The 24,068-nt window shown below is 45.4% G+C and carries 23 protein-coding genes; 14 read left to right on the forward strand and 9 right to left on the reverse strand.

The features are described from left to right. Positions 1–2: 2 nt before the first annotated feature. The gene (locus tag ABDK00_RS03610) at positions 3–344 is read right to left on the reverse strand and encodes a hypothetical protein (RefSeq protein ID WP_346238144.1); all 342 of its coding nucleotides are present in this window, start codon (positions 342–344) and stop codon (positions 3–5) included. Positions 345–437: 93 nt separating this feature from the next. Between ABDK00_RS03610 and nth the strand changes: the two genes are divergently transcribed. The 4 genes from nth to ABDK00_RS03630 all read left to right on the forward strand — a co-directional run bounded on the left by nth (position 438) and on the right by ABDK00_RS03630 (position 4,872). Beyond that, positions 438–1,079, forward strand: coding sequence for an endonuclease III (nth, locus tag ABDK00_RS03615; protein WP_346238145.1), 642 nt, complete (start codon positions 438–440; stop codon positions 1,077–1,079). 94 nt (positions 1,080–1,173) lie between these two features. Next, on the forward strand, positions 1,174–1,959 hold the full coding sequence (locus ABDK00_RS03620; RefSeq protein ID WP_346238146.1) for an N-formylglutamate amidohydrolase: 786 nt from the start codon (positions 1,174–1,176) through the stop codon (positions 1,957–1,959). After that, complete coding sequence (locus tag ABDK00_RS03625; RefSeq protein WP_346238147.1) at positions 1,959–3,812, forward strand: flavohemoglobin expression-modulating QEGLA motif protein; 1,854 nt, start codon at positions 1,959–1,961, stop codon at positions 3,810–3,812. The genes ABDK00_RS03620 and ABDK00_RS03625 overlap by 1 nt, the downstream gene beginning before the upstream one ends. 76 nt (positions 3,813–3,888) lie before the next feature. Beyond that, entirely contained in the window at positions 3,889–4,872 is a 984-nt protein-coding gene (locus ABDK00_RS03630) for a hypothetical protein (RefSeq protein WP_346238148.1), read from the forward strand. A gap of 38 nt (positions 4,873–4,910) precedes the next feature. Here the strand turns inward: ABDK00_RS03630 and ABDK00_RS03635 are convergent, their stop codons facing one another. From ABDK00_RS03635 to ABDK00_RS03645, 3 genes are all read right to left on the reverse strand, one after another. Beyond that, the gene (locus ABDK00_RS03635; protein WP_346238149.1) at positions 4,911–5,813 is read right to left on the reverse strand and encodes a sucrase ferredoxin; all 903 of its coding nucleotides are present in this window, start codon (positions 5,811–5,813) and stop codon (positions 4,911–4,913) included. 11 nt (positions 5,814–5,824) lie between these two features. Beyond that, complete coding sequence (locus ABDK00_RS03640) at positions 5,825–7,006, reverse strand: cupin domain-containing protein (RefSeq protein WP_346238150.1); 1,182 nt, start codon at positions 7,004–7,006, stop codon at positions 5,825–5,827. Positions 7,007–7,095: 89 nt separating this feature from the next. Further along, positions 7,096–7,323 (reverse strand): hypothetical protein, encoded by a 228-nt coding sequence (locus ABDK00_RS03645; RefSeq protein ID WP_346238151.1) that lies wholly within the window; start codon positions 7,321–7,323, stop codon positions 7,096–7,098. 151 nt (positions 7,324–7,474) lie between these two features. On the opposite strand from ABDK00_RS03645, the gene ABDK00_RS03650 reads away from it, so the two are divergent. Next, positions 7,475–10,465: a glycoside hydrolase domain-containing protein gene (locus ABDK00_RS03650; protein WP_346238152.1), complete on the forward strand. Its 2,991-nt coding sequence runs from the start codon at positions 7,475–7,477 to the stop codon at positions 10,463–10,465. Positions 10,466–10,615: 150 nt separating this feature from the next. After that, entirely contained in the window at positions 10,616–11,551 is a 936-nt protein-coding gene (locus ABDK00_RS03655; RefSeq protein ID WP_346238153.1) for a sugar phosphate isomerase/epimerase family protein, read from the forward strand. 79 nt (positions 11,552–11,630) lie between these two features. Here the strand turns inward: ABDK00_RS03655 and ABDK00_RS03660 are convergent, their stop codons facing one another. Together ABDK00_RS03660 and ABDK00_RS03665 are read right to left on the reverse strand one after the other, a co-directional pair. Further along, entirely contained in the window at positions 11,631–12,092 is a 462-nt protein-coding gene (locus tag ABDK00_RS03660) for a DUF983 domain-containing protein (RefSeq protein WP_346238154.1), read from the reverse strand. A gap of 2 nt (positions 12,093–12,094) precedes the next feature. Beyond that, complete coding sequence (locus ABDK00_RS03665; protein ID WP_346238155.1) at positions 12,095–13,390, reverse strand: UDP-N-acetylmuramoyl-tripeptide--D-alanyl-D-alanine ligase; 1,296 nt, start codon at positions 13,388–13,390, stop codon at positions 12,095–12,097. Positions 13,391–13,491: 101 nt separating this feature from the next. Here ABDK00_RS03665 and ispF point away from each other — a divergent pair, with 101 nt between their 5' ends. The 4 genes from ispF to ABDK00_RS03685 all read left to right on the forward strand — a co-directional run bounded on the left by ispF (position 13,492) and on the right by ABDK00_RS03685 (position 17,117). After that, positions 13,492–13,971 (forward strand): 2-C-methyl-D-erythritol 2,4-cyclodiphosphate synthase, encoded by a 480-nt coding sequence (ispF, locus tag ABDK00_RS03670; protein ID WP_346238156.1) that lies wholly within the window; start codon positions 13,492–13,494, stop codon positions 13,969–13,971. Positions 13,972–14,024: 53 nt separating this feature from the next. Further along, on the forward strand, positions 14,025–14,540 hold the full coding sequence (dut, locus tag ABDK00_RS03675; protein WP_425474789.1) for a dUTP diphosphatase: 516 nt from the start codon (positions 14,025–14,027) through the stop codon (positions 14,538–14,540). A gap of 193 nt (positions 14,541–14,733) precedes the next feature. Next, on the forward strand, positions 14,734–15,513 hold the full coding sequence (locus tag ABDK00_RS03680; protein ID WP_346238157.1) for a DUF4292 domain-containing protein: 780 nt from the start codon (positions 14,734–14,736) through the stop codon (positions 15,511–15,513). Between the two features lie 17 nt (positions 15,514–15,530). Continuing rightward, a complete protein-coding gene (locus ABDK00_RS03685) occupies positions 15,531–17,117 on the forward strand; it encodes a peptidoglycan DD-metalloendopeptidase family protein (RefSeq protein WP_346238158.1) in 1,587 nt (528 codons plus the stop codon). Positions 17,118–17,134: 17 nt separating this feature from the next. Here the strand turns inward: ABDK00_RS03685 and ABDK00_RS03690 are convergent, their stop codons facing one another. Next, positions 17,135–17,566, reverse strand: coding sequence for a c-type cytochrome (locus ABDK00_RS03690; protein ID WP_346238159.1), 432 nt, complete (start codon positions 17,564–17,566; stop codon positions 17,135–17,137). A gap of 131 nt (positions 17,567–17,697) precedes the next feature. On the opposite strand from ABDK00_RS03690, the gene ABDK00_RS03695 reads away from it, so the two are divergent. Both ABDK00_RS03695 and ABDK00_RS03700 read left to right on the forward strand, forming a co-directional pair. Beyond that, positions 17,698–18,738, forward strand: a complete 1,041-nt coding sequence (locus tag ABDK00_RS03695; protein ID WP_346238160.1) for an iron-sulfur cluster-binding domain-containing protein — start codon at positions 17,698–17,700, stop codon at positions 18,736–18,738. Between the two features lie 125 nt (positions 18,739–18,863). Beyond that, positions 18,864–21,113, forward strand: a complete 2,250-nt coding sequence (locus ABDK00_RS03700) for a Tex family protein (RefSeq protein WP_346238161.1) — start codon at positions 18,864–18,866, stop codon at positions 21,111–21,113. A 29-nt stretch (positions 21,114–21,142) separates the two neighbouring features. On the opposite strand, the gene ABDK00_RS03705 is transcribed toward ABDK00_RS03700, so the two are convergent. Continuing rightward, positions 21,143–21,715 (reverse strand): hypothetical protein, encoded by a 573-nt coding sequence (locus tag ABDK00_RS03705; protein WP_346238162.1) that lies wholly within the window; start codon positions 21,713–21,715, stop codon positions 21,143–21,145. Between the two features lie 174 nt (positions 21,716–21,889). Here ABDK00_RS03705 and ABDK00_RS03710 point away from each other — a divergent pair, with 174 nt between their 5' ends. Then, the gene (locus ABDK00_RS03710; protein WP_346238163.1) at positions 21,890–22,237 is read left to right on the forward strand and encodes an iron-sulfur cluster assembly accessory protein; all 348 of its coding nucleotides are present in this window, start codon (positions 21,890–21,892) and stop codon (positions 22,235–22,237) included. 9 nt (positions 22,238–22,246) lie between these two features. Continuing rightward, the gene (locus ABDK00_RS03715; protein ID WP_346238164.1) at positions 22,247–23,152 is read left to right on the forward strand and encodes a class I SAM-dependent methyltransferase; all 906 of its coding nucleotides are present in this window, start codon (positions 22,247–22,249) and stop codon (positions 23,150–23,152) included. Here ABDK00_RS03715 and ABDK00_RS03720 read toward each other — a convergent pair. After that, positions 23,141–23,968: a glutaminyl-peptide cyclotransferase gene (locus ABDK00_RS03720; RefSeq protein WP_346238165.1), complete on the reverse strand. Its 828-nt coding sequence runs from the start codon at positions 23,966–23,968 to the stop codon at positions 23,141–23,143. The two genes, ABDK00_RS03715 and ABDK00_RS03720, sit on opposite strands and share 12 nt — an antisense overlap. Positions 23,969–24,068: the final 100 nt, after the last annotated feature.

Below are 24,068 nucleotides of genomic sequence, written 5' to 3' on the forward strand. Positions count from 1 at the left end.
TTTTATAAATCGGGCTGAACGGTACTGCTATTGTAAAGATGTTTTTCATTGCCTTGTTCCAAAGAGGTAAGAATGCCGTTTTTAAAATGAACCAGGTTGTTTATTTCAAACCAGTTCTTTTTCCAAATGATTTCCTTGTAATAATAGGTTTCGAGCGTTGCGCTGTCGCTTGCGTATGTGAAACTCTGTTTGTAGGGCTTTCCTACGGCCGCTATTACAGCTTCTTTGCTCATTCCTGGCTGGATAGATTCCAGCGTAAAGTGGCTTGCCCGCTGGATTTTGCCGCCGCATCCTATCAAAGCCAAAGTAAGGATCAAAGCGTAGCATTGAATTTTGGTATTCATGTTCCGGATTTTGTTGCATGACGAGCGGCCCGGCCTTTTCGTTGTCAACTTGTAATCTGATTTTCATGTACCTTAGTCCTTTTCTAAATCCCCATGACAAAAAAGGAACGCTATCGCTTTGTAATTGATTATTTTTCGGTCCACATGCCCGAGCCTGAAACGGAACTGGTATATGATAATCCATACCAGTTGCTGGTTGCCGTCATCTTATCTGCTCAATGCACGGATAAGCGCGTGAACATGGTGACGCCCTTTATCTTCGAAAAATATCCGGACATTGAAAGTCTTGCGGGGGCGTCCGTAGAAACGGTTTTCCCTTTAATAAAAAGTATTTCATATCCTAATAACAAAAGCAAACATCTCGTCGGGATGGCGCAGAAAGTGCTTAGCGAATTTGAAGGTGAAATACCGATGACGGTAAATGAGTTGGTGACGCTGCCGGGCGTAGGCCGGAAAACCGCCAACGTGATCACATCGGTAGTACAACAACAACCGAATATGGCCGTCGATACGCATGTTTTCCGCGTCAGCAAAAGGATCGGCCTGGTAAGCGTGAAAGCTTCCACGCCGTTAGCCGTCGAAAAAGAACTTGTTAAAAATATAGACACTGCACTTATTCATAAGGCGCATCACTGGTTAATTCTTCATGGCCGCTACACCTGTCTGGCGAGAAATCCCAAATGCCGCGAATGTGGCCTGCAGCAGGCCTGCCTGTGGTTTCAAAGAAATAATTAAACCGTTTTTTAGTTTCATTTTCTGCGCGGAACAGCATCATAATCAGCGATCGCGCTTTTTATTTTGTGGCTTACTTTTTGTCTTTAAAGACGTTATGAAGCCGCAGCCCTTTTTTACCATATCCAACCAGCATACGCCTCTACTCGCTTTCGCTCTTCATGACGGGCATGAAGTGGATGATGTGCTTCGGCCGCATCTCTTGTTAAACGAGCCGGAGCGTTCCCGCGAAGAAGATCCTTACACCGCCTTTATGATTTCCGATTTACCGGTGACTACTGTTACTGTGCGTTCGTCGCGTTTTCAACTGGACTTAAACAGGACGCGCGAAAAGGCAATCTATCAAAAACCAGAAGATGCGTGGGGTTTAAATGTTTGGGAAGCGTTGCCGGAAACCGCCGTAGCCGATCTCCATCAATCTTATGATCAGTTTTATAAGGAAGTTGGTGAGCTGCTGGAGGAAACAATAGCCAGGCATGGGCGCTTTTTGGTTTTGGATATACATTCCTATAATCACCGGAGAGATAGTGTGGGCAAAGCAGCGCCCGAGGCAACGCACCCTGAAATTAATATGGGCACCTTCTACAATAAGCAGCAATGGCGCGCGGATTGCGAAGCCTTTACCCGTTTTTTATCTGAACAGGAAATTCAAGGCCACCATGTCGACGTCCGGGAAAATATTATTTTCAAGGGAGGCGCTTTTGCGCAGTGGGTGATTGAAAATTATGGGTCATTTGGCGCGGTATTTTCAATTGAATTTAAAAAGACATTTATGGACGAGTGGACGGGCGTGGGGCATATTCCACATATCCTCCAATTGAAAGAGTTGCTGGCCGGGTCGGTTGATTTTATTCAGCAGCACATTTTACCTAAAAACCCCTGATGCAAATGACAGATGCCGAAGAGAAAATTTTAAGCAGGCTACAAGACAAGTTAAAGAAATCTGATGCCATACACATGAGCCTGCCCGGGAATGGTATTCTTAAAATAGAAAAGCCAGTGCCCTTTTTGTTGGTGTACCGAATGGCCGGCGGCAAGGATTTTTTTGCGAATCGACTGGGTAAAACAGAATCAGCCTATTTAATTATGGAAGAGAATGGTAGCGGCCTGTTGCAAAAGATTGTCGAGACCGTAAGTGAAATGTTCGTTGATAAATTTAAAGGTTTCCTTATTGTAGAAACCTGGCTGACGAGCAGCACTTATCAGTCGCCTTTTACCATTCATATCAGTCAGAAGAGTGCTATTAATACGGCAAGAAAACTGGATGCTGAACTAAATAAAATTCCTATTCCCGCGTGGGGCAAAACATCGCTGTTAAAAAAGCAGGTGGAGCCTGTTTTTCCACCGCAAAAAAAAGCGATCTTATCAAAAGAATACCTTGAAAAAAATGGCGTCACGCTGATAGGACTGGAGATAGCGCCGGTATATATCAACGAAGCCACGGGCAAACCGTTCCCATTGTTTCTTCGCGAACTTCGCGCCAGTTACAGCAAGGCTTTACGAAAAAGCTTTTTTGAGTTTATCCGTTTGCAAACATCGTTCGTGGCCTCCCATTTTCAAATGCTGGGGACAACGATTGTCGATGATAAAGCGAGGGAAATAGACCGGGAGCTGGCTGCGTATAGCAAATTATTCGACTTTCTAATGCTGGTGACGCCTATCAATGTCGACGAAGCCTGGCAAAATTTTAAGAAAGCCAACTATTCGAAAAATCCTGTTTTTCATTACCGGCCAATGCCTGTTGATCCTGAATTGATCAAAAGGAAAATTTACAACCTGCCGGTTGAAGATATTACGGATCCAACGATTGCTTTCCTTTTTCGCGATAAACGCAAGGAAATAGATCGGATGCTGAACATGATGCAGGAAAGGGAAAAGCATGATTTTATGTTGAGCAGTTTGCAATTGTTTGGACCTGTTAGTGAACAATTACTCGATGTTGCCAAAGCCTTGCTTATCGCAGTAGAGGTTGCGCCTGAGCCTGCCAAAGAAGCAAAAAGATTGAACGCGTCGCAATTTGCGTTGATGGCGCAAAAGGAACTGAAGTGGCTTCGATCGCAGGATGCAGGCATTTCCACAAACGTGCGCATCGCCGACGATATAGAAGGCGTGTTAGTGTCAAAGGGCGTGCTCAATATTAATTCTAATTTTGGGGTGTCCAAAAAGCGCGCGCTTCCGCTGTTGCAGCATGAAATCGGAACACATGTGGTAACGTATTACAACGGGAAAGCGCAGCCGCTGGAATTGTTTTCTATCGGCGTGCCCGGGTATGAAGAGCTGCAGGAAGGCCTTGCGGTTTTAGCAGAATACCTCAACGACGGGCTCACGCCCAGCCGTATGAGAACGCTTGCGGCAAGAGTCGTAGCAGTACATGAAATGATCAGCGGCAAGTCTTTTATTGAAACTTTTAATTTGCTCACCGACCGCTATGATTTTGTCCATCATTCCGCCTTTAATATTTGCATGCGGGCCTATCGCGGCGGCGGCTTAACGAAGGATGCCGTTTACTTAAAAGGATTTTTAAATATCATAAATTATATCAAGAAGGGAAAAAGCCTTAAGCATTTGCTGATCGGAAAAATCAGGGAGGATTACCTGCCTGTTGTCCAGGAGTTGATCCACCGGAACATATTGCTTGAAGCGCCCATTACGCCCAGGTTTTTATCAGCAGATTTTGCACCTAAATTGGAAAAGATAAAAAGCGAAGGCAATATTTTCAAAATGATTCAAAACTGAAAAACACGCAGCTAAACCGGAGACATTACCTCAAATCAATTTTATAAAATTCTTCTAACAACAAAAAAATAGTACAATGAGAATAGCTTTTGTTATTAACGACTATGAGACCGAAGAGCCTCTTTTCACCACCACAAGGTTGGCTATGCAGGCGCTTCAAATGGAGCACGACGTTTTTTATATTGCTGTGGAAGACTTTAGCTATACGGCTTCCGGGCAAATGGGAGCACATGCGCGGAAGGCGCCGCGAAAAAAATTCAGAAGTCCCAACATTTTTATGGAAGAGACTTTTAAAGTAGAAAAAAAGTTAATCGAATCTAAGGATCTCGATGTGCTGATGCTGAGAAACGATCCTTCCGCAGACCTTGAAGAAAGGCCCTGGGCGCAGTATTCGGGTATTGTGTTTGGCCAGTTGGCAAAGAAGAACGGTGTTTTGGTTTTGAATAATCCGGATATGCTGGCGAAGGCGACCAATAAAATGTACTTTCAATATTTCCCCGAAAGTATCAGGCCCCAAACCATTATTACCCGAAGTGTAAGCGAGATTCAGCATTTTTATGCGGCTCATAAAAAGAATATCGTTTTAAAGCCGCTGCAGGGATCGGGAGGGAAGAACGTGTTTTTGGTAAACGAACAAAATAAGAACCTGAATCAGATTGTGGACGCGATTGGCCGCGATGGTTATATTGTGGTGCAGGAATATCTGCCCAAAGCAAGTAAGGGCGACACGCGCCTTTTTCTTTTAGAAGGTAAGCCCATAGAAGTCGATGGAAAAATTGCCGCTATTCACCGCTCACAGGCGCAGGGAGATATCCGCAGCAATATTCACCAGGGTGGATCGGTTTCGCCGGCAAAGATCACCAAGAAGACTTTATCGATCGTTGATGCAGTCAGCCACAAACTTGTAAAAGACGGGATGTTTTTGGTGGGGCTCGATATTGTGGGCGATAAGGTAATGGAGGTAAACGTGTTTAGTCCGGGAGGGATGGGCCACGCGTGCAAACTCAATGATGTCAACTATTTTGAAGTGATTATCAAAGCGATTGAGGAACAATTGTAAACGAAACTTCCGCGGTGGAATAGCACTCCGGGAGAGGTTTAAGCTCCTATTTTTTGGATGCGCGAAAGTGTGAACTTCGATAGGTCTTCCTGCTTTTTAGAACTGCAGGTGAGCAGGTGAGGGTAAGGAATTTTTATTCGTTCTATGTCAACGATATAATGCCCGTTATTGCTTGTAGTTACGTCCACCGAATAGTGATTGCCTTCGTGATGCAGCAACTTCGTATGTATCTCAAAGTCAATATCGTAGTTCTGTAGGTATTCCCGGAGATGGCATTCGATGGCCTGTTCGTAAAAGGAGCGGCGGCTCAATCCTCGAAATTTATTTTTATAGATTTTCCGCAGCAGGGTTCTTACCATGATATGGCCTACATCTTCCACCGCCACGTGGCCGTAGTAGATGCCAAATGGCATGGCTACCACATTGGCCGCAAAGCGGTCCCCGCCCACATGCGTGCACTCCCAAACGTTCACATCTGCGTTGAAAGATTCAAAAAATTTAAACACCGGAAAGCCAAACTTAGCGCAGCATTTATCTTTTTTTCCATTGGTGCAGATAAGGAAAAAAGGATCCGTTTGCCATTTTGTTTCGGGTGAATGTACGTGCTCTTCCAACCGGATAGATGTTATGGCTTCAATGCTGGTTTGTAAGGTGAAATATTTCGAAGCGTTACAATCGACAAAGGAGATCTTGCAATCTTTAAAATTTGTTTTTTTATTTCGGATGAGCAACACTTTGCCACGAACCGTTTTGGCAAACTGCTGCACGCTTCTCAGCCAATCTTTATCAAGGTGCGCATTAATTATTTTTTCAGGGAACGGGTTACTGTGTTCAATTAGAATGAATGCATTGGAGTTGGCCGCTGTTCCGGCCAGTTGCTCCTTAAAATACCGGGACGCCGCACTACAGAAAAAAACCTCTGTCTTTAATTTACTTTCCAAACATAAACGCTTTATAATTCATCAATATAAACAACGCCCTCCCTGATAAAGTTCAGGGCCAACTCCTTTGTTGCGTCGCTGTGGCCGGGCAAATCAGACAACACAAACTTTTTATTCCTGAAAATGTAATCCACCGCCGGTTTTAACGCTTCGCTGAATTGAATCATTTTGCCGTGCAACTGTAGTTCGTAAGCCGCCTCTTTCTCAGCAAAGTTAAAGATAACGCTTTCGTTCAGTGCGAGCGGGGTGTTGTCAGCCACCTTATCGATATTAAGCAAACTTTCAAAATAGCCATGAAAGGGCTGTGGCTGGGCCGATTTAAAACTCTTGGTGAGGCGCTCGAAACCTTTATCTGTATCCAGTTCCGAGATTTTTTCCTTCAGTGCCTCCATCTTTTGTTTTAGGATGTCCGAAAGGTTTTCTTTCCAGAATGGCACCGCTTCCCTGAATGTTTTAAACGTCTCAAGTTGTGGGAAAAGTTCATTAAAGAAACGGGCCCAGGTAAACGATAAAACGCCAATCGTTATATGTGAAGAAATGCCATCATCTGCTACCGCATCGTGAACATAACCACGCGGTACGTATAAGAAATCGCCGGGTGCTAACTGAATGGTTTGAATAGGCTCCTTGCTATATCCTTTGCTGACAAAGGTTTGGTTTTTTGTAGGCAATTCCTTTTCGAAGCCGTAGAGATGCCAGGTTTTTGTGCCTGATATTTGAAGTACAAAAACGTCGTGCGTATCCCAATGCGGATTGAAGCCCTGCGATTTGTTGGGTGTAAGGTAGAGATTGGCCTGCACGGGCGACTGAAATTTTTGGGAAAGCTCGAGGCAGCAGCGCGACAGGTTATCAAAATAGCGCTGGCCGGCCTGTATGACAAAAGTGGCGCCGTCGTTGAATAAAGCGAAGGCCTTATCCGTATTGATAATGCCATCCTTGCGGTGATGCCCGATCGGCGTGCTTTTCAGCGTATATTCGCCATTGGGGATTTCCTTTCCGTTTTTTACAATACGAAGCGAAGGGTAAAATACGTCCTGCCTTTCCAGATAACCTGAAATTTCTTTGGAAGTGAGAATGTCATTATAGTAGCGGTCGTCCTTTCTTTGAATATGTAAAATATCTTTCTCATGAAACTTATCGAAAAAATCGTCGACCGTGTAAGGGCTTAAAATAGTATTAAAAAAAGAGTTCATCGTTCGTTTTTATGAAGTGCCAAAATAAAAAAAAAGCCGCAGGATCATCCCTTACGCGGCTTTTTAATTTTGTTGAATTAGTAACTCGGTTAAGCGCCTGTTGCACTATCCGTGCCGCCATCCCCGTCTGCACCGCCATCTCCGTCTGCGCCACCATCGCCATCGGCACCGCCGTCTCCGTCTGCTCCATCTCCACCATCTGCGCCTCCATCTCCATCGCCATCACCGTCTCCGTCATAGCCTGCAGCCGAAGTAGATTCGTCTACTCTTGTCACTAATAGTTCGTCATTGTTGAATTCGATATTTGTTGTTTCCATAAAAATATTTTGCGGTTTAATAATGATGTTTGCTTAACTAAAATAAGCATTCTTTCCGATTTATAAAAATCAAAAGTGGTGCCATTTTTTATTTGTAAAATGATTAACAAAGAGCCATCATCGTTATCTTTCAGGTTCTAATTTCTTTGCTATGCGATACGGTTTTATTGTTGTTTTGTTTTTACACAGCCTGGCGTCTGCCCAATCGGTAAATTATGCTCATGGAAATGAAAGTTGGAATGCTGATTCCCTCGGCAATCATCGGTTTATTGTTCATCTTGGTGCACAGGAGTATCAAAAAAATAAAAATGTAGCGCAGGTTATAATTCCCTGGCGCCGCAGAGACGAACATCCCGAGGCCAAAAAGATCATTATTGTTGGTAAAGACGCGCCGCAACCCGTTTCCAATTTTAAAATAATAGCTGCAAGCAACGAATCAGGAAATATTTTATTTCAGCCATCTGCGGGCCCCGGGGATTATTACGTTTATTATATGCCTTATAAAAATGAAGGGCGGTCTAATTATCCAAAAGGAACCTATCTGAAGGCAACCGAACCCGCCGCAGCTTCCTGGTTAAAATCCACAATGGAAAACAGGTCCTACGCAAAAGCGAACGCTGTAAGATATGAATCGATCGACGCGTTCAACAGCTTTTATCCGATGGAAATTATTGCAACGCGGAGTGAGGTGGAAAAGTTGAGGCAATCAGCCGCGAAGCGCGACTTTTTGGTGTTTCCGGAAGATCGCATGCATCCGGTAAAAATGAATTATTATTTGCCCATGCGTTGGGCGCAACGCGGCGCTTCCAATCAATTCAGCGACACTACTTCGCGCGGCGAAAATTTTTCTTTCCAATTGGGAATCTACGCTTTGAAAGACCTGGAAAACCTAAAGCTTTATTTTTCGGATTTGAAGGCAAAAGACGGCAAGCGGATCAGCGCTAAAAGTATCTCCTGCCTCAACACGACCGGGATCGACTATCGCGGCGATTCCATGACAAAAAAGATTAGCGTCGGCGCGGGCTTCATTCAATCGCTATGGTGCCTGGTCGATGTGCCGAAAAGCGCGCTGCCAGGCAGTTATACCGGCAACGTTAAAATTGCCGCGGCCGGAAGGGTGCCCCAAATCGTTCAACTTCGCCTGGAAATCACATCGGATATAGCGAAGGAGGGCGGCATTGATCATCCGGAGAGGCAAACCCGCCTTGCCTGGCTCAATTCCACTTTGGCGCAGGACAATGCCGTGCTGGCGCCTTATACGCCGCTAAAAATAGAAAATAATGCGGTATCGCTGCTGGGCCGGCAGGTGGTGGTCGACAAATCCGGTTTCCCCTCTCAAATTAAAACGTATTTCACGCCGGAAATGACAAGCATCGGTACCAAAGAAAACAACCTGCTGACCGAGCGGATGCATTTCCATATCAATTCATCAGCCGGCGATAAAAATCCGGCATGGAAAAGCGAGGGCGTTCATTTTTTGGAGCAGGACGCAGGTACGGTGAAATGGACGGCGCTAAACAAGTCTGAGGGTTTAGATATGTATGTAGACGCTTCACTTGAATTTGACGGGTTCCTGTCTTACACAGTCAAACTTGTTGCAACTACCGATTTGGATTTAGATCAAGTTAATTTTCACATGCCCGTGGCGCCGGGTTTCGCCAAATACTTTATGGGCCTCGGGTTAAAAGGCGGGGAACGGCCCGACTCAATTGCGTGGAATTGGGATGTGGCCCACAAAAACCAGGATGGCGGATGGATCGGCGACGTCAACGGCGGCTTTCAGTTTTCGCTGCGCGACGAAAAATATGTGCGTCCTTTAAATACAAATTTTTATTTGCAGAAGCCGCTTCTTCTGCCGGCGTCATGGGGCAGCGGCGGCATCCATATTTTTAAAAAAGGCAGCGCTGTACTCATTGATGCTTACAGCCATCCCGGACAAATGAAAAAAGGGGATACGCTTTTCTATAATTTCAACTTACTGATTACGCCCTTCCATCCGATCAACACCGATTTTCAGTGGCGTAATCGTTTTTATCACCGGTATGAAAACCTGGATAGTATTCGCTCCAAAGGCGCCAATGTGGTCAATATACATCACGCCACTAAAATCAATCCTTATATTAATTATCCGTTTATCAAATGGCGGGAAATGAAACAATATATTGATAGCGCACACAACCTCGGCCTGAAAGTGAAGATATATAATACCATCAGGGAACTTTCCAACAAAGCCTATGAAACCTTTCCGCTTCGAAGTTTGGGCCACGAAATTTATACCCCCGGGCCCGGCGGTGGCTTTAGCTGGTTGCAGGAGCATATTGGAAAAGATTATATCGCAGCCTGGTTTGTCCCTTCGATCAAAGACGCAGCGATTGTGAACAGCGGCATGAGCCGTTGGCACAATTATTACGTTGAGGGTATGAATTGGCTGGTAAAAAATGTGGGCATTGATGGCATTTATTTGGACGATGTTGCTTTTGATCGCACCACCATGAAAAGGGTAAAAAGAGTTTTAACTGCGAATGGGAAGCCCGGCATAATCGACCTTCATTCCGCCAACCAGTTTAATAAAAGTGACGGGTTCAATAACAGCGCTAATTTATATATGGAACACTTTCCCTACATCAACCGGTTGTGGTTTGGGGAATATTTCGATTATGAACAAAACGGCCCCGATTTTTTTCTGACAGAAGTTAGCGGAATTCCCTTTGGCCTGATGGGGGAAATGCTACAAGATGGCGGCAATGCGTGGCGCGGTATGCTTTACGGCATGACAAACCGACTGCCCTGGAGCGACGGCGCTGATCCGCGGCCTATCTGGAGATTTTGGGATGAGTTTGGTATAGAAGGTGCTGAAATGCTGGGTTATTGGAGTCCGGCCTGCCCCGTGCAAACAGATCATCCCGAAGTGCTGGCCACCGTTTATAAAAAGAATGGAAAAACTTTGGTTGCCATGGCGAGTTGGGCGAACGAAGATATTAACGTAAAATTGTTGATAGATTGGACAGCTTTAGGGATCGATCCTTCAAAGGCGACGATTGAGGCCAAAGCCATCAAAGACTTTCAGGAGGCAAAGTTATTTGACCGTGATGAAGCCATACCTGTGAAGCAAAACAAAGGTTGGCTGTTGATCATTCAATAAAAAACATGTCATCCAGTTGCGACAAACGCGCAGCCCTGAAACAATTAAATTTGTCTGTATTAAATTTTTAAAGCGATTGAAATAAAATTTTCTTGTCCGGAAGGTGTTTAGCCCAACGGGCGTCTCATCCTTCAAACAAAAAAGTATCAAATGAAAAGAAAGCAGTTTTTAAAGCAGATATCGGCCGCGATGGCCGCAACCGCCGTGCTTCCGGCTTTTGGATGCGATTTCATTAACGATCAAAAGCCAAAGTCGTTTTTCAAAATTTCTTTGGCCGAGTGGTCTTTACACAAGAAGCTTTTTGCCAATGAAATGACCAATCTTGATTTTCCTGTGATGGCAAAAAAAGATTTTGGTATTGATGCTGTGGAATACGTAAATGTGTTTTTTAAAGACAAAGCAAAAGACACAAAATATTTAAATGAATTATTGAAACGCTGCAAGGATAATGACGTTAAAAACCATCTGATTATGTGCGACGGGGAAGGAGAGTTGGGCGATGCCGATGCCGCAAAACGCCTGAAGGCGGTAGAAAATCATTACAAATGGGTGGATGCGGCTAAATATCTGGGCTGCGCCACCATTCGTGTAAACGCAGCAGGACAGGGCGCTCGCGAGGAAGTGGCGGCCGCGGCGGCAGAAGGGCTTAGCAAGCTTGGCGCTTACGCCGCAAAGGAAAAAATAAATGTAATTGTAGAAAATCATGGGGGCTACTCTTCGGATGGAAGCTGGCTGAGCGGCGTTATGAAAAGTGTCAATATGCCGAATGTGGGCACCTTACCCGATTTTGGAAATTTCTGTATTAAGAGAGATTCAAAAGATTGGCAGGTTTGCGTGGAGGAGTATGACCGATATAAAGGCACGGCAGAGCTAATGCCGTTTGCAAAGGGAGTGAGCGCTAAAAGCTACGATTTTGACGAAAAGGGAAATTGTGTAGAAACGGATTATAACCGCATCATGAAAATAGTAAAAGACGCCGGATTTAAAGGCTATGTAGGCATCGAATATGAAGGCGGCAAATTATCAGAAAAAGAAGGCATTCTGAAAACTAAAGCCTTATTGGAACGCATCCAGAAAGACATGTAACCATTAAAATGAAAACCGCTTCGTATGCTATGAACATCGAAGCGGTTTTTAAAATATCAAAGTTGTATAAGCTTTTGCGCTACCAATTATTTCCCTGTTCTTCATTGATCCTTTCAGAAACATCTGTGGGGCCACTTTCCCGCCAGTATGGATCGTATTTAACAAACCACGACAACCAAAGGCTGCGCGACAGCCGCATGAGCCAGGGCTGCAATACTACAAGGAGCACGGCGTTAAAAATAATCCAATAAATAAAGCGGTTGTCTTGTAGCGAAAAACCGACAATCAGCCACCAGGCAATTGCACTGGCAACGCTGAGCGCCACCGCCAGCATATAACTTACATAGCTGGTGCCATAGAAAAAGCCCACTTCCAGTTCAGTAGGCTGACCACAAACCGGACAGGTTTTATTCATTTTCATCATGCCGCTGAGTTTAATGCTGAGCGGTTTTTCAAATAGCTTTCCTTCCCTGCATCGTGGACAGTAACAACCCAGGGTGGCGCCCAGGTAACTTCTCCTCGCTTTGGTTGCATCTTTCATGATCAATTCGTATTTATTGCAGTTAAAATATGTTCCATTTGTGAGCTGCGGCTCCCTTTGATTAACAAATAACTGTTCTGAAAGTTCTGGGCCCGGGCCCAATCCGCGGCTGCCGCCGACGTATCGAAATACTGGAACTGATCCCTAAACGGCGCAAAGGGCTTTCCTACCAAGACTACCTGCTGCCAGTTATATTTTTTAATTTGATCGATTAGCGACTGGTGCTCTTTTTCGGTTTCATCACCCATTTCCGCCATGGCGCCAAGCATTAAGATCTTGTCTGCGGCCTCGGTTCTTGCGAAATTGTCAATCGCCAGTTTCATGCTTGAAGGATTGGCATTGTAAGCGTCCAAAATGATTTTATTGCTTCCAGATTCAATAAGTTGTGAACGGCTATTGGAAGGATGATAGTTTTCAATGGCCGCTTTTATTTGCTCAGCCGCCACGCTAAAATGATAACCAATTGCTACTGCCGCCAGCAAATTCGGCAAGTTGTAATCTCCTACCAACTGCGTGGAAATAGGCAACTTTGAATCACCGATATTGACCAAAGCTTCCAGGAAAGTACTTTCTTTATTCACGTTGCCGGTAATATCGGCGTCAGCGGTACCATAGGTAATTACCTCAGCGATACCTTTGCTCATGCTGCGCAGATAATCATAATCTTTCATAATAAACGCAGTGGCTTTCTCGCGTGTCCGCAAAAAGTCGAATAATTCGCCCTTTCCTTTTTTGACACCTTCAATACCTCCAAAACCTTCCAGGTGGGCTTTGCCACAATTGGTAATCAGGCCATGGGTGGGTTCGGCAATGCTACAATAAAACTCAATTTCATGCAGGTGGTTGGCGCCCATTTCTATAACGGCAAGCGCGGCGTCCTGCTTTATTTTTAACAGCGTGAGCGGTACGCCGATATGATTATTCAGATTCCCTTCGGTGGTGTAAACCCGGTATTTTTGCGTCAGCACCGCATGCACGAGCTCCTTGGTGGTTGTTTTTCCATTGCTGCCTGTAATTGCTATAAAAGGAATTGAAAATTGCAAACGATGATGATGGGCTAATTGCTGCAAGGCTTTTAGCGCATCATCAAAAAGGAAAGTTTTTCCCGGAATATGATATTCGGGTTCATCAACAACCGCGTAGGCTGCTCCCGCTTCAAGGGCTTTGGCGGCAAAGGCATTGCCATTGAAATTCGCACCTTTTAAAGCAAAAAATAAATCCCCTTTTTTTAACTTTCTTGTATCGGTTTGTATGTTGGGATATTGCAAATAAATCTGGTAAAGCGCGTCGATTGTCATAGCCGCAAAAATAACTAAATAACTAAGCTATATTCGCAAGAATTATTGAATGCCGGGTCAGGTCAAAGTAATACGCCGGCGGGATCTTAAAAAGTAATAGCATGGCTTATAGAATTGGCAGTGGTATAGATTTTCATCAATTAGTTGAGGGCCGTGACCTGTGGATTGGCGGTATATTGATTCCACATACGAAAGGGGCGCTGGGGCATAGCGATGCGGATGTGCTGTTGCACGCGATCTGCGACGCCCTGCTCGGAGCGCTGGCGTTGGGCGATATTGGCGTTCATTTTCCCAACACCGATGAGCAATATAAGGATATAGACAGCAAGCTGTTATTAAAACATTGCATGGAACTTATTCAACAAAAAAGTTATAAGGTAGTGAATATAGACGCCACGCTTACCTTGCAGGCGCCTAAAATTAAACCGTTTGTGCCGCAAATGCAGGAGACGATTGCCGGCATCTGCAATGTACTGGTGGAAGATGTGTCCATCAAAGCCACGACTACCGAGCATATGGGATTTGAAGGAAGAGAAGAAGGGTTAGTCGCCTATGCGACCGTGTTGCTGCAAAAGGTATAATGCCTGAAGATTCCGAAAGTGTTAAAGTTAAGCTATAAAACAATGGTGGCGCCTTGCCTTTCAAACTTCTAAAAGAGAAGTTACCATCCGGCTTCGGCTTTAACGGCCAACCGATTATCTTTGCCGCTATGGCACAAATGGAAATTAAAATTGTAAATAAATCCGAACACCCTTTGCCGGCCTACGCAACTTCCGGTGCATCCGGAATGGATTTGAAGGCGTCTATCGCGGAGGATATTGTTTTGCAATCACTTGAAAGGACGCTCGTTCCTACAGGTTTGTTTATGGAAATCCCCGAAGGCTACGAAGCGCAAATCCGCCCAAGAAGCGGCCTGGCGGTTAAACAGGGACTGACTTGTTTGAATACGCCTGGCACAATTGATGCAGATTACCGCGGGGAAATAAAAGTTATTTTAATCAATTTATCGAAAGAGCCCCAGACCATTAAGAATGGCGACCGAATCGCTCAAATGGTAATCCAAAAGGTTGAAATAATACAATGGGCGCCGGCAGAAACGCTGAGCGAAACAGCGCGCGCCGCGGGCGGGTTTGGCCATACAGGTAAATAGGCGGGTTGATATTGCTCATCAATACGAAAAATGACGAAGAGCGTCCTTCGGCCAGGCAAATCACCGCAAGGCTGTACAGACAAAAAAATACAGATGAAAGGTTTGTTATAAAACTTTCATTTTTAATTACAAAAGGATGAAAATTTTACCCGACAAATTCTATTCGACCTATAAAAACATAAAAAATATACGGATGAAAAAATATTCAATTATTATCGCCGCCGCTTTGTTTGCTTCTTGTAATGCAAGCAAAAAGGCAGCAAAATCAGTCCCGCCGGTGGAGCAGCCTGTTGCTAATGTTAAGAGCGACAGTCCGTCCGAAGTGCTGTCCCATCTCAATACCATTGACTTTAACACCTTTTCGGGCCGGGTTGATGTGGATTTTGATGATGGAAAGGGCAATGGGAAAAGTGTAAGCGCCAAACTGGTGATCAAAAAGGATGAAGCCATATGGATGTCTGCCGGCCTAATGGGATTTGAGGGCGTGCGTGCGCTTATTACCAAGGATTCCGTAAAAATTCTCAACAAACTGCAAAAGGAGTATATCGCCACGAGTTTGGAGTATTTAAAAGATAAGATAGGTTTGCCGGTGGATTTTGCAACGGTGCAAAACCTATTAATCGGTAATCCCGTATTTGTGAATACGGCCAATGCCAGTTTGGTGAAGGAAGGCGACAATTATGTGATTACAACTGAAGATGCCAATTTTAAAAACCTGTTGACGGTGTTGATGCCCGGCTATCTTCCCGCTGTCAGCAAGCTTAGCGATGTGGATGCCACCAAAAACAGGAGTGCGCAGCTTTCTTACAATAACTACAAGTCGGTAGCCGGAAGGAATTTTTCTACCAGCCGGAATATCAATGTGAAATACAAAAATGATATTAAAATTAACCTCGACTTTAAAACCTACGAATTTGACGGGGAAGTAAGCACGCCATTTTCGGTTCCGTCAAATTATAAAACAAAGCAATAAATCGCATAGTATCAGTTATGTTTGAGGCAGCTATTCGGTTTTCATTTCTGACTTATCATTTTGCCGGCAAAATAGCAAAGCAGCTGGCCGTTCCGTTCGCGGTTTTGTTATTAGTATTATTCAGTGGTGAAGCGCTGGCGCAGAAAACCAGCGATAAAACTGCAATGGAAGAAGAGCGGCGGAAATTACAGTTAGAATTAAAGCAAATTCAAGAAGCCTACAACGCCGTCACTGGCCAGAGCAAAAACAACCTGCACCAGCTTGCCGCGTTAAATAAAAAAATAGAACTTCAGGAAAGATATATCAGAAACATCGGGAAAGAAATCAGGCTGCTTGATGACGATATTTATTATAGCGCCATTGAGATCAGGCGGCTTAAAAAGCAGATGGATACGCTGAAAGCGCACTATGCCCGTACTGTTGTATATGCTTACAAAAACAGGAGCAATTATGATTATCTCAATTTTATTTTTTCGGCCAACAGCTTTAACGATGCGATCAAAAGAGTCGCGTATTTAAAAAGCTATCGCAATTATCGCGAGCAGCAAATGCAGGATATTGTGAATACCAGCAAATTGATAGATAAACGATACGATCATCAGCTGGCCAGCCGGAAGAAAAAGGAAGGCGCCCTGGACAACCGCACCAGCGAATACAATGTTTTGGGCGAACAGCGGATACAAAAAGATTCGGTAGCACGGCTACTGATGTCGCAGGCGGGCTCTTTGCAAAAGCAGATTGCCAAAAAGAAAGAAGAAGATCGGCAGTTAAAAGCAGACATCACTTCGATTGTGCGAAAAGAAATTGCCGAAGCGCGTAAAATTGCGCAGGAAGAGGCGCGCCAAAGAGCAGCACAGGAAGCGAAAGCGCGTCAGGAGGCCTGGGCGCGTGAAAGAGCGTTAGATGCCGAAAGAACATTAGCTGGCGCCAGTGCGATAACGCCGGCCGCGCCTTCGGTATCAGCCGAACCTGAAAAGCAAGAAGCTGTTTCCGCCACGCGCGATCTAAAACTCGACCGGGTGGGCGCGGGAAGAAGCGGCACGGTGAGGGCCGTACCGGAAGCGAACGGGCCCATTATTGCAAATGCTACTCCGATAAAAATCAAAACCAATAAGCCGCCGCCGGCCCCCGTTGTCAGCGAAACCAAAGCGCCGGAAGGCGGTTATCTCAACTATAAGGCGGATGATATCGCATTGAATAGCGACTTTTCGCAAAACCGCGGTAAGCTCCCTTCTCCCGTAGAGGGTGTGATTACCCTGGGTTTTGGAAGATATAAGATCGAAGGTTTGGGGCCGGATATTGTCGGCGATAATCCGGGGGTTACCTACACAGCTTCGGTCGGGGCTCCCGTTCGTGCGGTCTTTGGCGGGGAAGTGGTAAGTATTTCAAAAGTGGGTGGCACTTCCTTTGTGGTTTTGCGGCATGGTAAATATTTTACCGCGTACAGCAACCTGGCTGCTGTTAACGTGAGCAAAGGTGCGACGGTGTCTCGCGGGCAGGCGATTGGTGCGGTGGGCGCAGATGAAGAAACCGGAAACGGCAAGCTTGATTTTATTCTTATGATCGAAGACCGCAATGTCGATCCGCGGAGTTGGTTGCGGTAGGTTGAAGGATAGGGAAGTTAGGGTCGTTGACGCAGCGATAATATATAAGCTGCCATAAGTGCTGCTTCCGCGGTTGTCAATGTTTCGTGTGGCGTCATCACGGCGTATCCCCAGCTTCGGCTTCCTCCTTTTCTGATTTTTTCAGCGAGATATTTGATGTATACATCCTGAACCGGATATCGCTTGGCAATGTCCTGAAAGGCAGGCCCCACTGATCGCTGATCTTCTTTATGACAGGTGGCGCAATCCGAATAGCCAATTAAAACCTCTCCTTTGGCCGCCGTCGTCGCAGCAATGGTATCGCTGGGCCCTGGTAACGGTTTGATATAATCGTCCTCTGTTTTTAGATGCGAAGGTTCGGGTCGCGGTGCTTCCCCGCAGGAAGCCATCGCGATGAGTAGCAAAATTATCCCGCATAGTAAACCGCGCTGGTAGCCCTGCTTTATCATGATTGCCGATCCTGTTATAAAATTTTAAAAATTGGTTTAAAAGTACAAAACAAAAAGCGGACTCGTCATAGCACTTGAGGGGCTACATAATTTGAAAGGCCCCTGTCTTCGATTATGCTTAAATTTAAAAAATGGAGGGAAGTATTATCAAACGGGTCGAAATTACGGCAGTACATCAGGAGACAGCACATTCGAGAACCCTTACTTTAAAGCCTTTAGATGGCTGGCAACCTGAATATCGCGCGGGCCAGTTTATAACGCTTGTCTTTTATACGGCATCTGGCGAGCAGCGCCGCTCTTATTCTTTTTCATCTTCGCCCGACGCCGAAACGCATTTAATGATCACCGTAAAAAAAATGGACAATGGGGCGTTTTCGAGATGGCTGGTTTATAAGGCTCAGCCCGGCGACATTTTGCATACTTCCGGCATCGGCGGATTTTTCGTATTGCCGGAAAAAATTGTGTCAAAAACGTTTTGTTTCTTAGCTGCGGGAAGTGGCATCACGCCCTGCTTTTCGCTTATTAAAACCATTTTGCTGACCACCCGCCAAAAAGTATTTCTTTTTTATAGCAACCGCAACGAGGCCACGACTATTTTCCTGGAAGCGCTGAAGGATTTGCGCGATCGCTTTCCAGATCGCTTTGTGATTCATTTTTTGTTTAGTTATAAAATGGATATTTACGAAAGCCGGCTTAGCCACTGGCTGTTGACGCATCTGCTGGATCTTTATTTCAAAGAAATAAAAAAGGAAGAGCTACTTTTCTATTTGTGTGGCTCTTTCGATTATATGCTGATGATAACGATTTCGCTGCGAAATAATGGCATTCAAAATCAGCAGATATTTAAAGAAGAATTCAACCCGCTGCCACCTGTCAAACGCTTGCTCCCGCCCGATCAGCAGGCGCACGAGGTGACGCTTCACGTCGCCGGGAAATCATATACGATAACGGTTCAGTATCCTCAAAGTATTACAGCCGCCGCCAGGCAAAACCAAATAGAAGTGCCGTATAGCTGCGAAGCCGGCCGCTGCGGCAGTTGTGTGGCCACTTGCATCTCCGGAAAAATCTGGATGGCCTACAATGAGGTTTTGACGGCAGATGAAATTGCGCGCGGCCGCGTGCTCACCTGTCAGGGCTTTCCGGTGGAGGGCAATGCCGAGATTGTTTATTAGCATTTAACCGTGTACGTAAAACACCGGCGGCCATACGGAGAATGCCACTGTATAAAAAATATTTTTTTCTTTTTTTCACCCTGTTACATTTGCAATCTTAAAAAAAGCATCAGAACAAGTATAATATGGATTTAAAGTACATACATCAGATCTCAACCGAACTTTCGTTGCCCCTCAAAAATGTAACCAACGTGCAGCAATTGCACGCTGAAGGGTCCACCATTCCTTTTATTAGCCGATACAGGAAAGAGGCCACGGGGAATATGGATGAAGTGCAGGTGGGCAACGTGATCGATAAAATCAAGTACTACGACGAGCTTGAAAAGCGGAAGGACACGGTGTTGAAGACAATTGAAGCTGCTGGGAAACTTACACCAGAGCTGAAACTGAGAATTGATAACTGCCTGAACGCAACGGAGCTGGAAGACATTTACCTGCCTTATAAACCCAAGCGGAAGACGAAAGCCTCGGTTGCCATCGAAAAGGGCCTGGAGCCATTGGCACAGCTCATTTTTGACCAGGAAAAAGAATTTTCTGAGGCATCGCTTTCGACTTTTCTTAATGAGCAGGTGAAAGATAACGAAGAAGCATTGCAAGGTGCACGGGATATTATTGCCGAATGGATTGCAGAAAGCGAAGATGCCAGAACGGCTGTCAGGTCTATGTTCCAGGAAGATGCGTCGGTAGCGGCCAGGGTGCTTAGCACGAAAAAGGAGTCAGAAGAAGCTCAGAAATATCGCGATTATTTTGAGTTTAAAGAGCCACTTAAAAATTGCCCATCGCATCGCCTGCTCGCCATTCGCCGTGGCGAAAAAGAAGGATTTTTAATCATGGATATTTCCATTGAAAAGGACAGCGCTATCGGCGAACTCAAAGAAATATTTGTGAAATCATCCGGCAACGCTGGCCAACAGGTGGCTTTGGCAACAGAAGACGCTTACAACCGACTTTTAAAACCTGCCATAGAAACCGAGTTTCGGATGAGCAGCAAAGCCGCAGCAGATGAAGAAGCGATCCGTGTGTTTGCAGAAAACCTGCGACAGTTGCTATTGGCTTCTCCGCTGGGAAGCAAACGCATCTTGGCGATTGATCCGGGTTTTAGAACGGGTTGTAAGGTGGTATGCCTGGATGAGAACGGAACGTTTTTAAAATATGCAACGATTTTCCCCCACGCGCCGCAAAACGAATGGGACAGCGCGATTGCCACACTCCGCGATTTGGTGCATAGCTACCAGATTGAGGCTATTGGTTACGGAAACGGCACGGCGAGTAAGGAAACCGAAAAGCTGATTCGCAGCATTGACTTTGGAAAACATGTGGCTATTTTTATGGTGAATGAAAGCGGCGCTTCCATTTATTCAGCCAGCGAAGTTGCGCGAGAAGAATTTCCCGATCAGGATGTTACGGTACGTGGTGCGATCAGCATCGGCCGCCGCTTACTTGATCCTTTAAGTGAGTTGGTGAAGATAGACGCCAAAAGTATTGGCGTTGGCCAGTATCAACACGATGTGAATCAAACCCGTTTAAAGGATAGTTTGGATAATGTAGTGCAGAGTTGCGTGAACTATGTAGGTGTTGATCTCAATACCGCCAGCAAACATTTACTTTCCTATGTTTCCGGTCTTACGGCTACCACTGCTAAAAATATTGTGGCGTATCGCAGCAAGAACGGCGCTTTTACATCCAGAGATGAGCTGCTGAAAGTTTCGATGCTGGGTCCGAAGGCTTTCGAACAATGTGCCGGGTTTTTGAGAATTCAAAATGCAGCCAACCCGTTGGATAATTCTGCCGTGCATCCGGAAAGCTATAGTATCGTGGAAGAAATGGCCAAAAAAATGAATTGCAGCGTTGTTGATATTATTGAAAAACAGGATATCAGAAAACAGATCAATGCTAAAGATTTTTTCACGGAAACCGTGGGCGTTTACACAATAGAGGATATATTAAAAGAGTTGGAGAAGCCCGGCCGTGACCCCCGCGATACCATCGAAGAATTTCGTTTTGCTGAAGGTATTGCGTCTATCGCCGATCTGAAACCTGGAATGAAACTGCCAGGAATTGTGACGAACATTACCAATTTCGGGGCCTTTGTGGATGTGGGGGCTAAACAGGACGGGCTGGTGCATGTATCGCATCTGGCTAACAAATTTGTGAGTGACCCTAATGAAATAGTGAAACTCAATCAGAAAGTAAGTGTTACCGTGCTGGAAGTGGATGTGGCGCGTAAGCGGGTTGCACTGAGTATGAAGGATGAGAAGCAGGGCGAACCCCGCACGCGTACGGCTGGGGGCCGGCCTAAAGGAACGTCAACTCCCAAGCCGGTGAGCAGTTTTCACTCAAGCCTTGATGCGCTGCGGAAAAAATTTGATAAGTGACGGGGTCTGACCGCCCCGGTCTGACCTTGTTATAGGCTGATAAAATGTTTGGCACTAAAGCCACAAAGTTTTGCTGCTAAATTTTTATTGCAAAGGCTCCCTTTTCTTATTGCTGCATAGTCGCGAAACGAGGAAAAAGCCCATTCGCTGGGATGCTTCACCAGGCCGGCTTTCAACGGATTGTCATGAATATTGGTAAAGCAATTGTATAAATAGTCTGACCTAGAGCTGCTGCTGTTCGATGCCGGCAGCTCTTGTAACAAATTCTTTGCTTTGGTTTTTTGCCGGAATAAAGAGCCGGTGCGTAGGTATTTCTTGTTGTAGATTCTGGCATAGCCACTTAACAATTTTCTTATACCATTTGTTAACCGGTCAATCTCTATGCCGCCCTGCTTTATTTTGCCGCAGCCGTTGTCGGTGGTATAAATGAGGAAATGGAAGTGATGGTTCATCAGGCACCACGCGAGTATTTCGCATTGGGGTTTTATCAGCTTGCGAACAAGCGTAAGAAACATAAGAAAATCTTCGTTCGAGCGGAAAATAACTTCCCTGTTGTTGCCCTGATTATAAATATGATACGGGCATCCCGGCGCAAAGTTCATTTTGGTGTTTTGTGGTAATTTAAAAAATCTTCCGCAAATGTTGGTCAGACCGGGACGGTCGGACTATGTACCGGCGAATCATAATCGGGACGATAAACGGAGCGTCGCAATTACGCTGCTATTATAACGGAACGATGACAACAAAATCGCCCGCTTTTGATTAATTTTGCAGCTATGGATACAGCAACGATCAGCAGCCCGGTTACTTTAACGGAAGGGGCTGTAAAAGAAATAAAAAGATTGATGAATGAACCCGGTTTCGACCAAACCCAACACCTGCGCGTAGGCGTTAAGGGTGGCGGTTGCAGCGGCATGAGTTATATCCTGGGATTTGATCACAAACAGGAGCAGGACAGGTCGTTTGAAATTGAAGAAATTCCCTGCATTATTAATAAATCGCACGAGCTCTATCTGGCGGGTATGGAAATAGATTGGAGCGATGGCCTCGACAATCGTGGGTTTACTTTTTCTAATCCGAATGCGAGCAGTACCTGCGGTTGCGGTACCAGCTTTGCTGTTTAATCGTCTGCCATGCCCCATATTCACTACGATTTCTGCCCGGTTTGCGGAACAGGCGATTTGCAATTTGTTTTTCGTGTTAAAGACTATACGGTAAGCGGGCGCGAGTTTGATGTGGTGCATTGCGAAAACTGCACCGTGAGGATCACGCAAGACGTGCCCGATGTCGATCATATTGGCGCTTATTATCAGTCGGAAGATTATATTTCTCACAGCGATAGTAAGAAGGGGCTGATCAATAAGCTCTATCAAAAAGTGCGTGTGCGCACGATGCAACAAAAGGCCGACACTGTAAAAAAATACACCGGGCTCAAACAAGGAAAACTACTGGATGTGGGCTGCGGTACAGGCACTTTTTTGCAGGCAATGCAGCAGCAGGGGTGGGAAGTGACCGGTTTAGAGCCGGATGCCGGAGCCAGGGAAAAAGCCCGCCAATTTGCTATAGACGTAAAGCCTTCTCACGAGATCTTCAATTTAGAAGCGTCCGGTTTTGACGCGATAAGCCTTTGGCATGTGTTGGAACACGTGCACACGCTTCAGGAATATGTGAGTCAGTTGAAAAAGCTGCTGAAGCCAGGCGGCCGGTTGTTTATTGCGGTGCCGAATTATACCAGTAAGGATGCGGGCGTATACGAACAGTTTTGGGCGGGATATGATGTGCCGCGGCATTTATACCATTTTTCTCCGGAGGCGATGGGAACATTGCTGAAGCGGCATGGGCTGGCCATCGAAAAAATGCTGCCGATGTGGTTTGACAGTTTTTATGTAGATATGTTGAGCAGTAAATATAAAACCGGCAAAATCAATTATATCAGCGCCGGCCTGCATGGCCTGGCTTCTAACATGAATGCGCTTGGAAAAGTAGAGGCCTGCTGCTCGGTTATCTATGTTGTTAAAGCAAAAGATTTATTGAGCTAACTGCACTTCATATAACGCCGGCCACTTTTTGCCGGTAATATAAATTTTCCTTGTTGCTGCATCGTACGCAATACCGTTCGGGACATAGTTTGGCTCCTGGCCATTTACACGTTGCCAGATATCCGACACGTCTATTTTTCCAACAATCAAACCATTCGAAGGGTCAATCTTCCAGATATAAGGCTGCTGCCACACATTCGCATAAATAAATCCGTCAATATATTCCAGCTCGTTCAGGTTGTAAGCCAGTTCGCCGTTGGAGGTTACCGATTGCGTATGCAGCAGCTGAAAAGTTTGCGGTTCGTAAAAGTATAAATTCCCCGACCCGTCTGTTACGATCAACTCTTTGCCATTGTTGGTAATACCCCAACCTTCGGTATTCAAATCAAACTCTTTTATCTTTTTAAAATCTGCGAGAGTGTACACAAAAACTTTATGTTCGCGCCAGGTTAGCTGATAAACCGTGTCATTCAGGATGGTGATGCCTTCGCCAAAATACTGCGGGTCGAGGTCAATCGCTTGTTTTGCTTTTCCTGTTTCCAGGTCAATTTTCATTAAACGCGAAAACTTGCTGCCCACAGCGTCGTAGGCTGCTCCGCCGGTTCCTTCGTAGAGTTCACCGTTGTAAAAAGCCAGCCCTTGCGTAAAAGACGATGTGTCGTGGGGAAATGTTTTCACGATTGAGAGGCTGATAGAAGGGATAGCTGCTGCGCCCGCCGGCCCTTCGGTTTGCGTGCTCTCCGAATTAGTTTCGTTGCCGTTGCAGGCGATTAAAAAAAAGGAAAGCGTCGTAAATAGCGTTAAAATAAGTTTCATTTATGAGTTTTATTTTTTAGCGGCAGCCTGTAATCTTCTTACTTGCAATAATATTGATGCAAATGTAGGGGATGTATCTTTTAGAAAAACTTAAAACGGG

The organism is Niabella insulisoli (genome assembly GCF_039652435.2).
In the GTDB taxonomy this organism is placed as follows: domain Bacteria; phylum Bacteroidota; class Bacteroidia; order Chitinophagales; family Chitinophagaceae; genus Niabella; species Niabella insulamsoli.

Bases quoted from the DNA above. Each gene is read 5' to 3' on its own strand.
- ABDK00_RS03610 (WP_346238144.1), bottom strand. From the start codon at position 344: ATGAATACCAAAATTCAATGCTACGCTTTGATCCTTACTTTGGCTTTG.
- nth (WP_346238145.1), top strand. From the start codon at position 438: ATGACAAAAAAGGAACGCTATCGCTTTGTAATTGATTATTTTTCGGTC.
- ABDK00_RS03620 (WP_346238146.1), top strand. From the start codon at position 1,174: ATGAAGCCGCAGCCCTTTTTTACCATATCCAACCAGCATACGCCTCTA.
- ABDK00_RS03625 (WP_346238147.1), top strand. From the start codon at position 1,959: ATGCAAATGACAGATGCCGAAGAGAAAATTTTAAGCAGGCTACAAGAC.
- ABDK00_RS03630 (WP_346238148.1), top strand. From the start codon at position 3,889: ATGAGAATAGCTTTTGTTATTAACGACTATGAGACCGAAGAGCCTCTT.
- ABDK00_RS03640 (WP_346238150.1), bottom strand. From the start codon at position 7,006: ATGAACTCTTTTTTTAATACTATTTTAAGCCCTTACACGGTCGACGAT.
- ABDK00_RS03645 (WP_346238151.1), bottom strand. From the start codon at position 7,323: ATGGAAACAACAAATATCGAATTCAACAATGACGAACTATTAGTGACA.
- ABDK00_RS03650 (WP_346238152.1), top strand. From the start codon at position 7,475: ATGCGATACGGTTTTATTGTTGTTTTGTTTTTACACAGCCTGGCGTCT.
- ABDK00_RS03655 (WP_346238153.1), top strand. From the start codon at position 10,616: ATGAAAAGAAAGCAGTTTTTAAAGCAGATATCGGCCGCGATGGCCGCA.
- ABDK00_RS03660 (WP_346238154.1), bottom strand. From the start codon at position 12,092: ATGAAAGATGCAACCAAAGCGAGGAGAAGTTACCTGGGCGCCACCCTG.
- ABDK00_RS03665 (WP_346238155.1), bottom strand. From the start codon at position 13,390: ATGACAATCGACGCGCTTTACCAGATTTATTTGCAATATCCCAACATA.
- ispF (WP_346238156.1), top strand. From the start codon at position 13,492: ATGGCTTATAGAATTGGCAGTGGTATAGATTTTCATCAATTAGTTGAG.
- ABDK00_RS03680 (WP_346238157.1), top strand. From the start codon at position 14,734: ATGAAAAAATATTCAATTATTATCGCCGCCGCTTTGTTTGCTTCTTGT.
- ABDK00_RS03685 (WP_346238158.1), top strand. From the start codon at position 15,531: ATGTTTGAGGCAGCTATTCGGTTTTCATTTCTGACTTATCATTTTGCC.
- ABDK00_RS03690 (WP_346238159.1), bottom strand. From the start codon at position 17,566: ATGATAAAGCAGGGCTACCAGCGCGGTTTACTATGCGGGATAATTTTG.
- ABDK00_RS03695 (WP_346238160.1), top strand. From the start codon at position 17,698: ATGGAGGGAAGTATTATCAAACGGGTCGAAATTACGGCAGTACATCAG.
- ABDK00_RS03700 (WP_346238161.1), top strand. From the start codon at position 18,864: ATGGATTTAAAGTACATACATCAGATCTCAACCGAACTTTCGTTGCCC.
- ABDK00_RS03705 (WP_346238162.1), bottom strand. From the start codon at position 21,715: ATGAACTTTGCGCCGGGATGCCCGTATCATATTTATAATCAGGGCAAC.
- ABDK00_RS03710 (WP_346238163.1), top strand. From the start codon at position 21,890: ATGGATACAGCAACGATCAGCAGCCCGGTTACTTTAACGGAAGGGGCT.
- ABDK00_RS03715 (WP_346238164.1), top strand. From the start codon at position 22,247: ATGCCCCATATTCACTACGATTTCTGCCCGGTTTGCGGAACAGGCGAT.
- ABDK00_RS03720 (WP_346238165.1), bottom strand. From the start codon at position 23,968: ATGAAACTTATTTTAACGCTATTTACGACGCTTTCCTTTTTTTTAATC.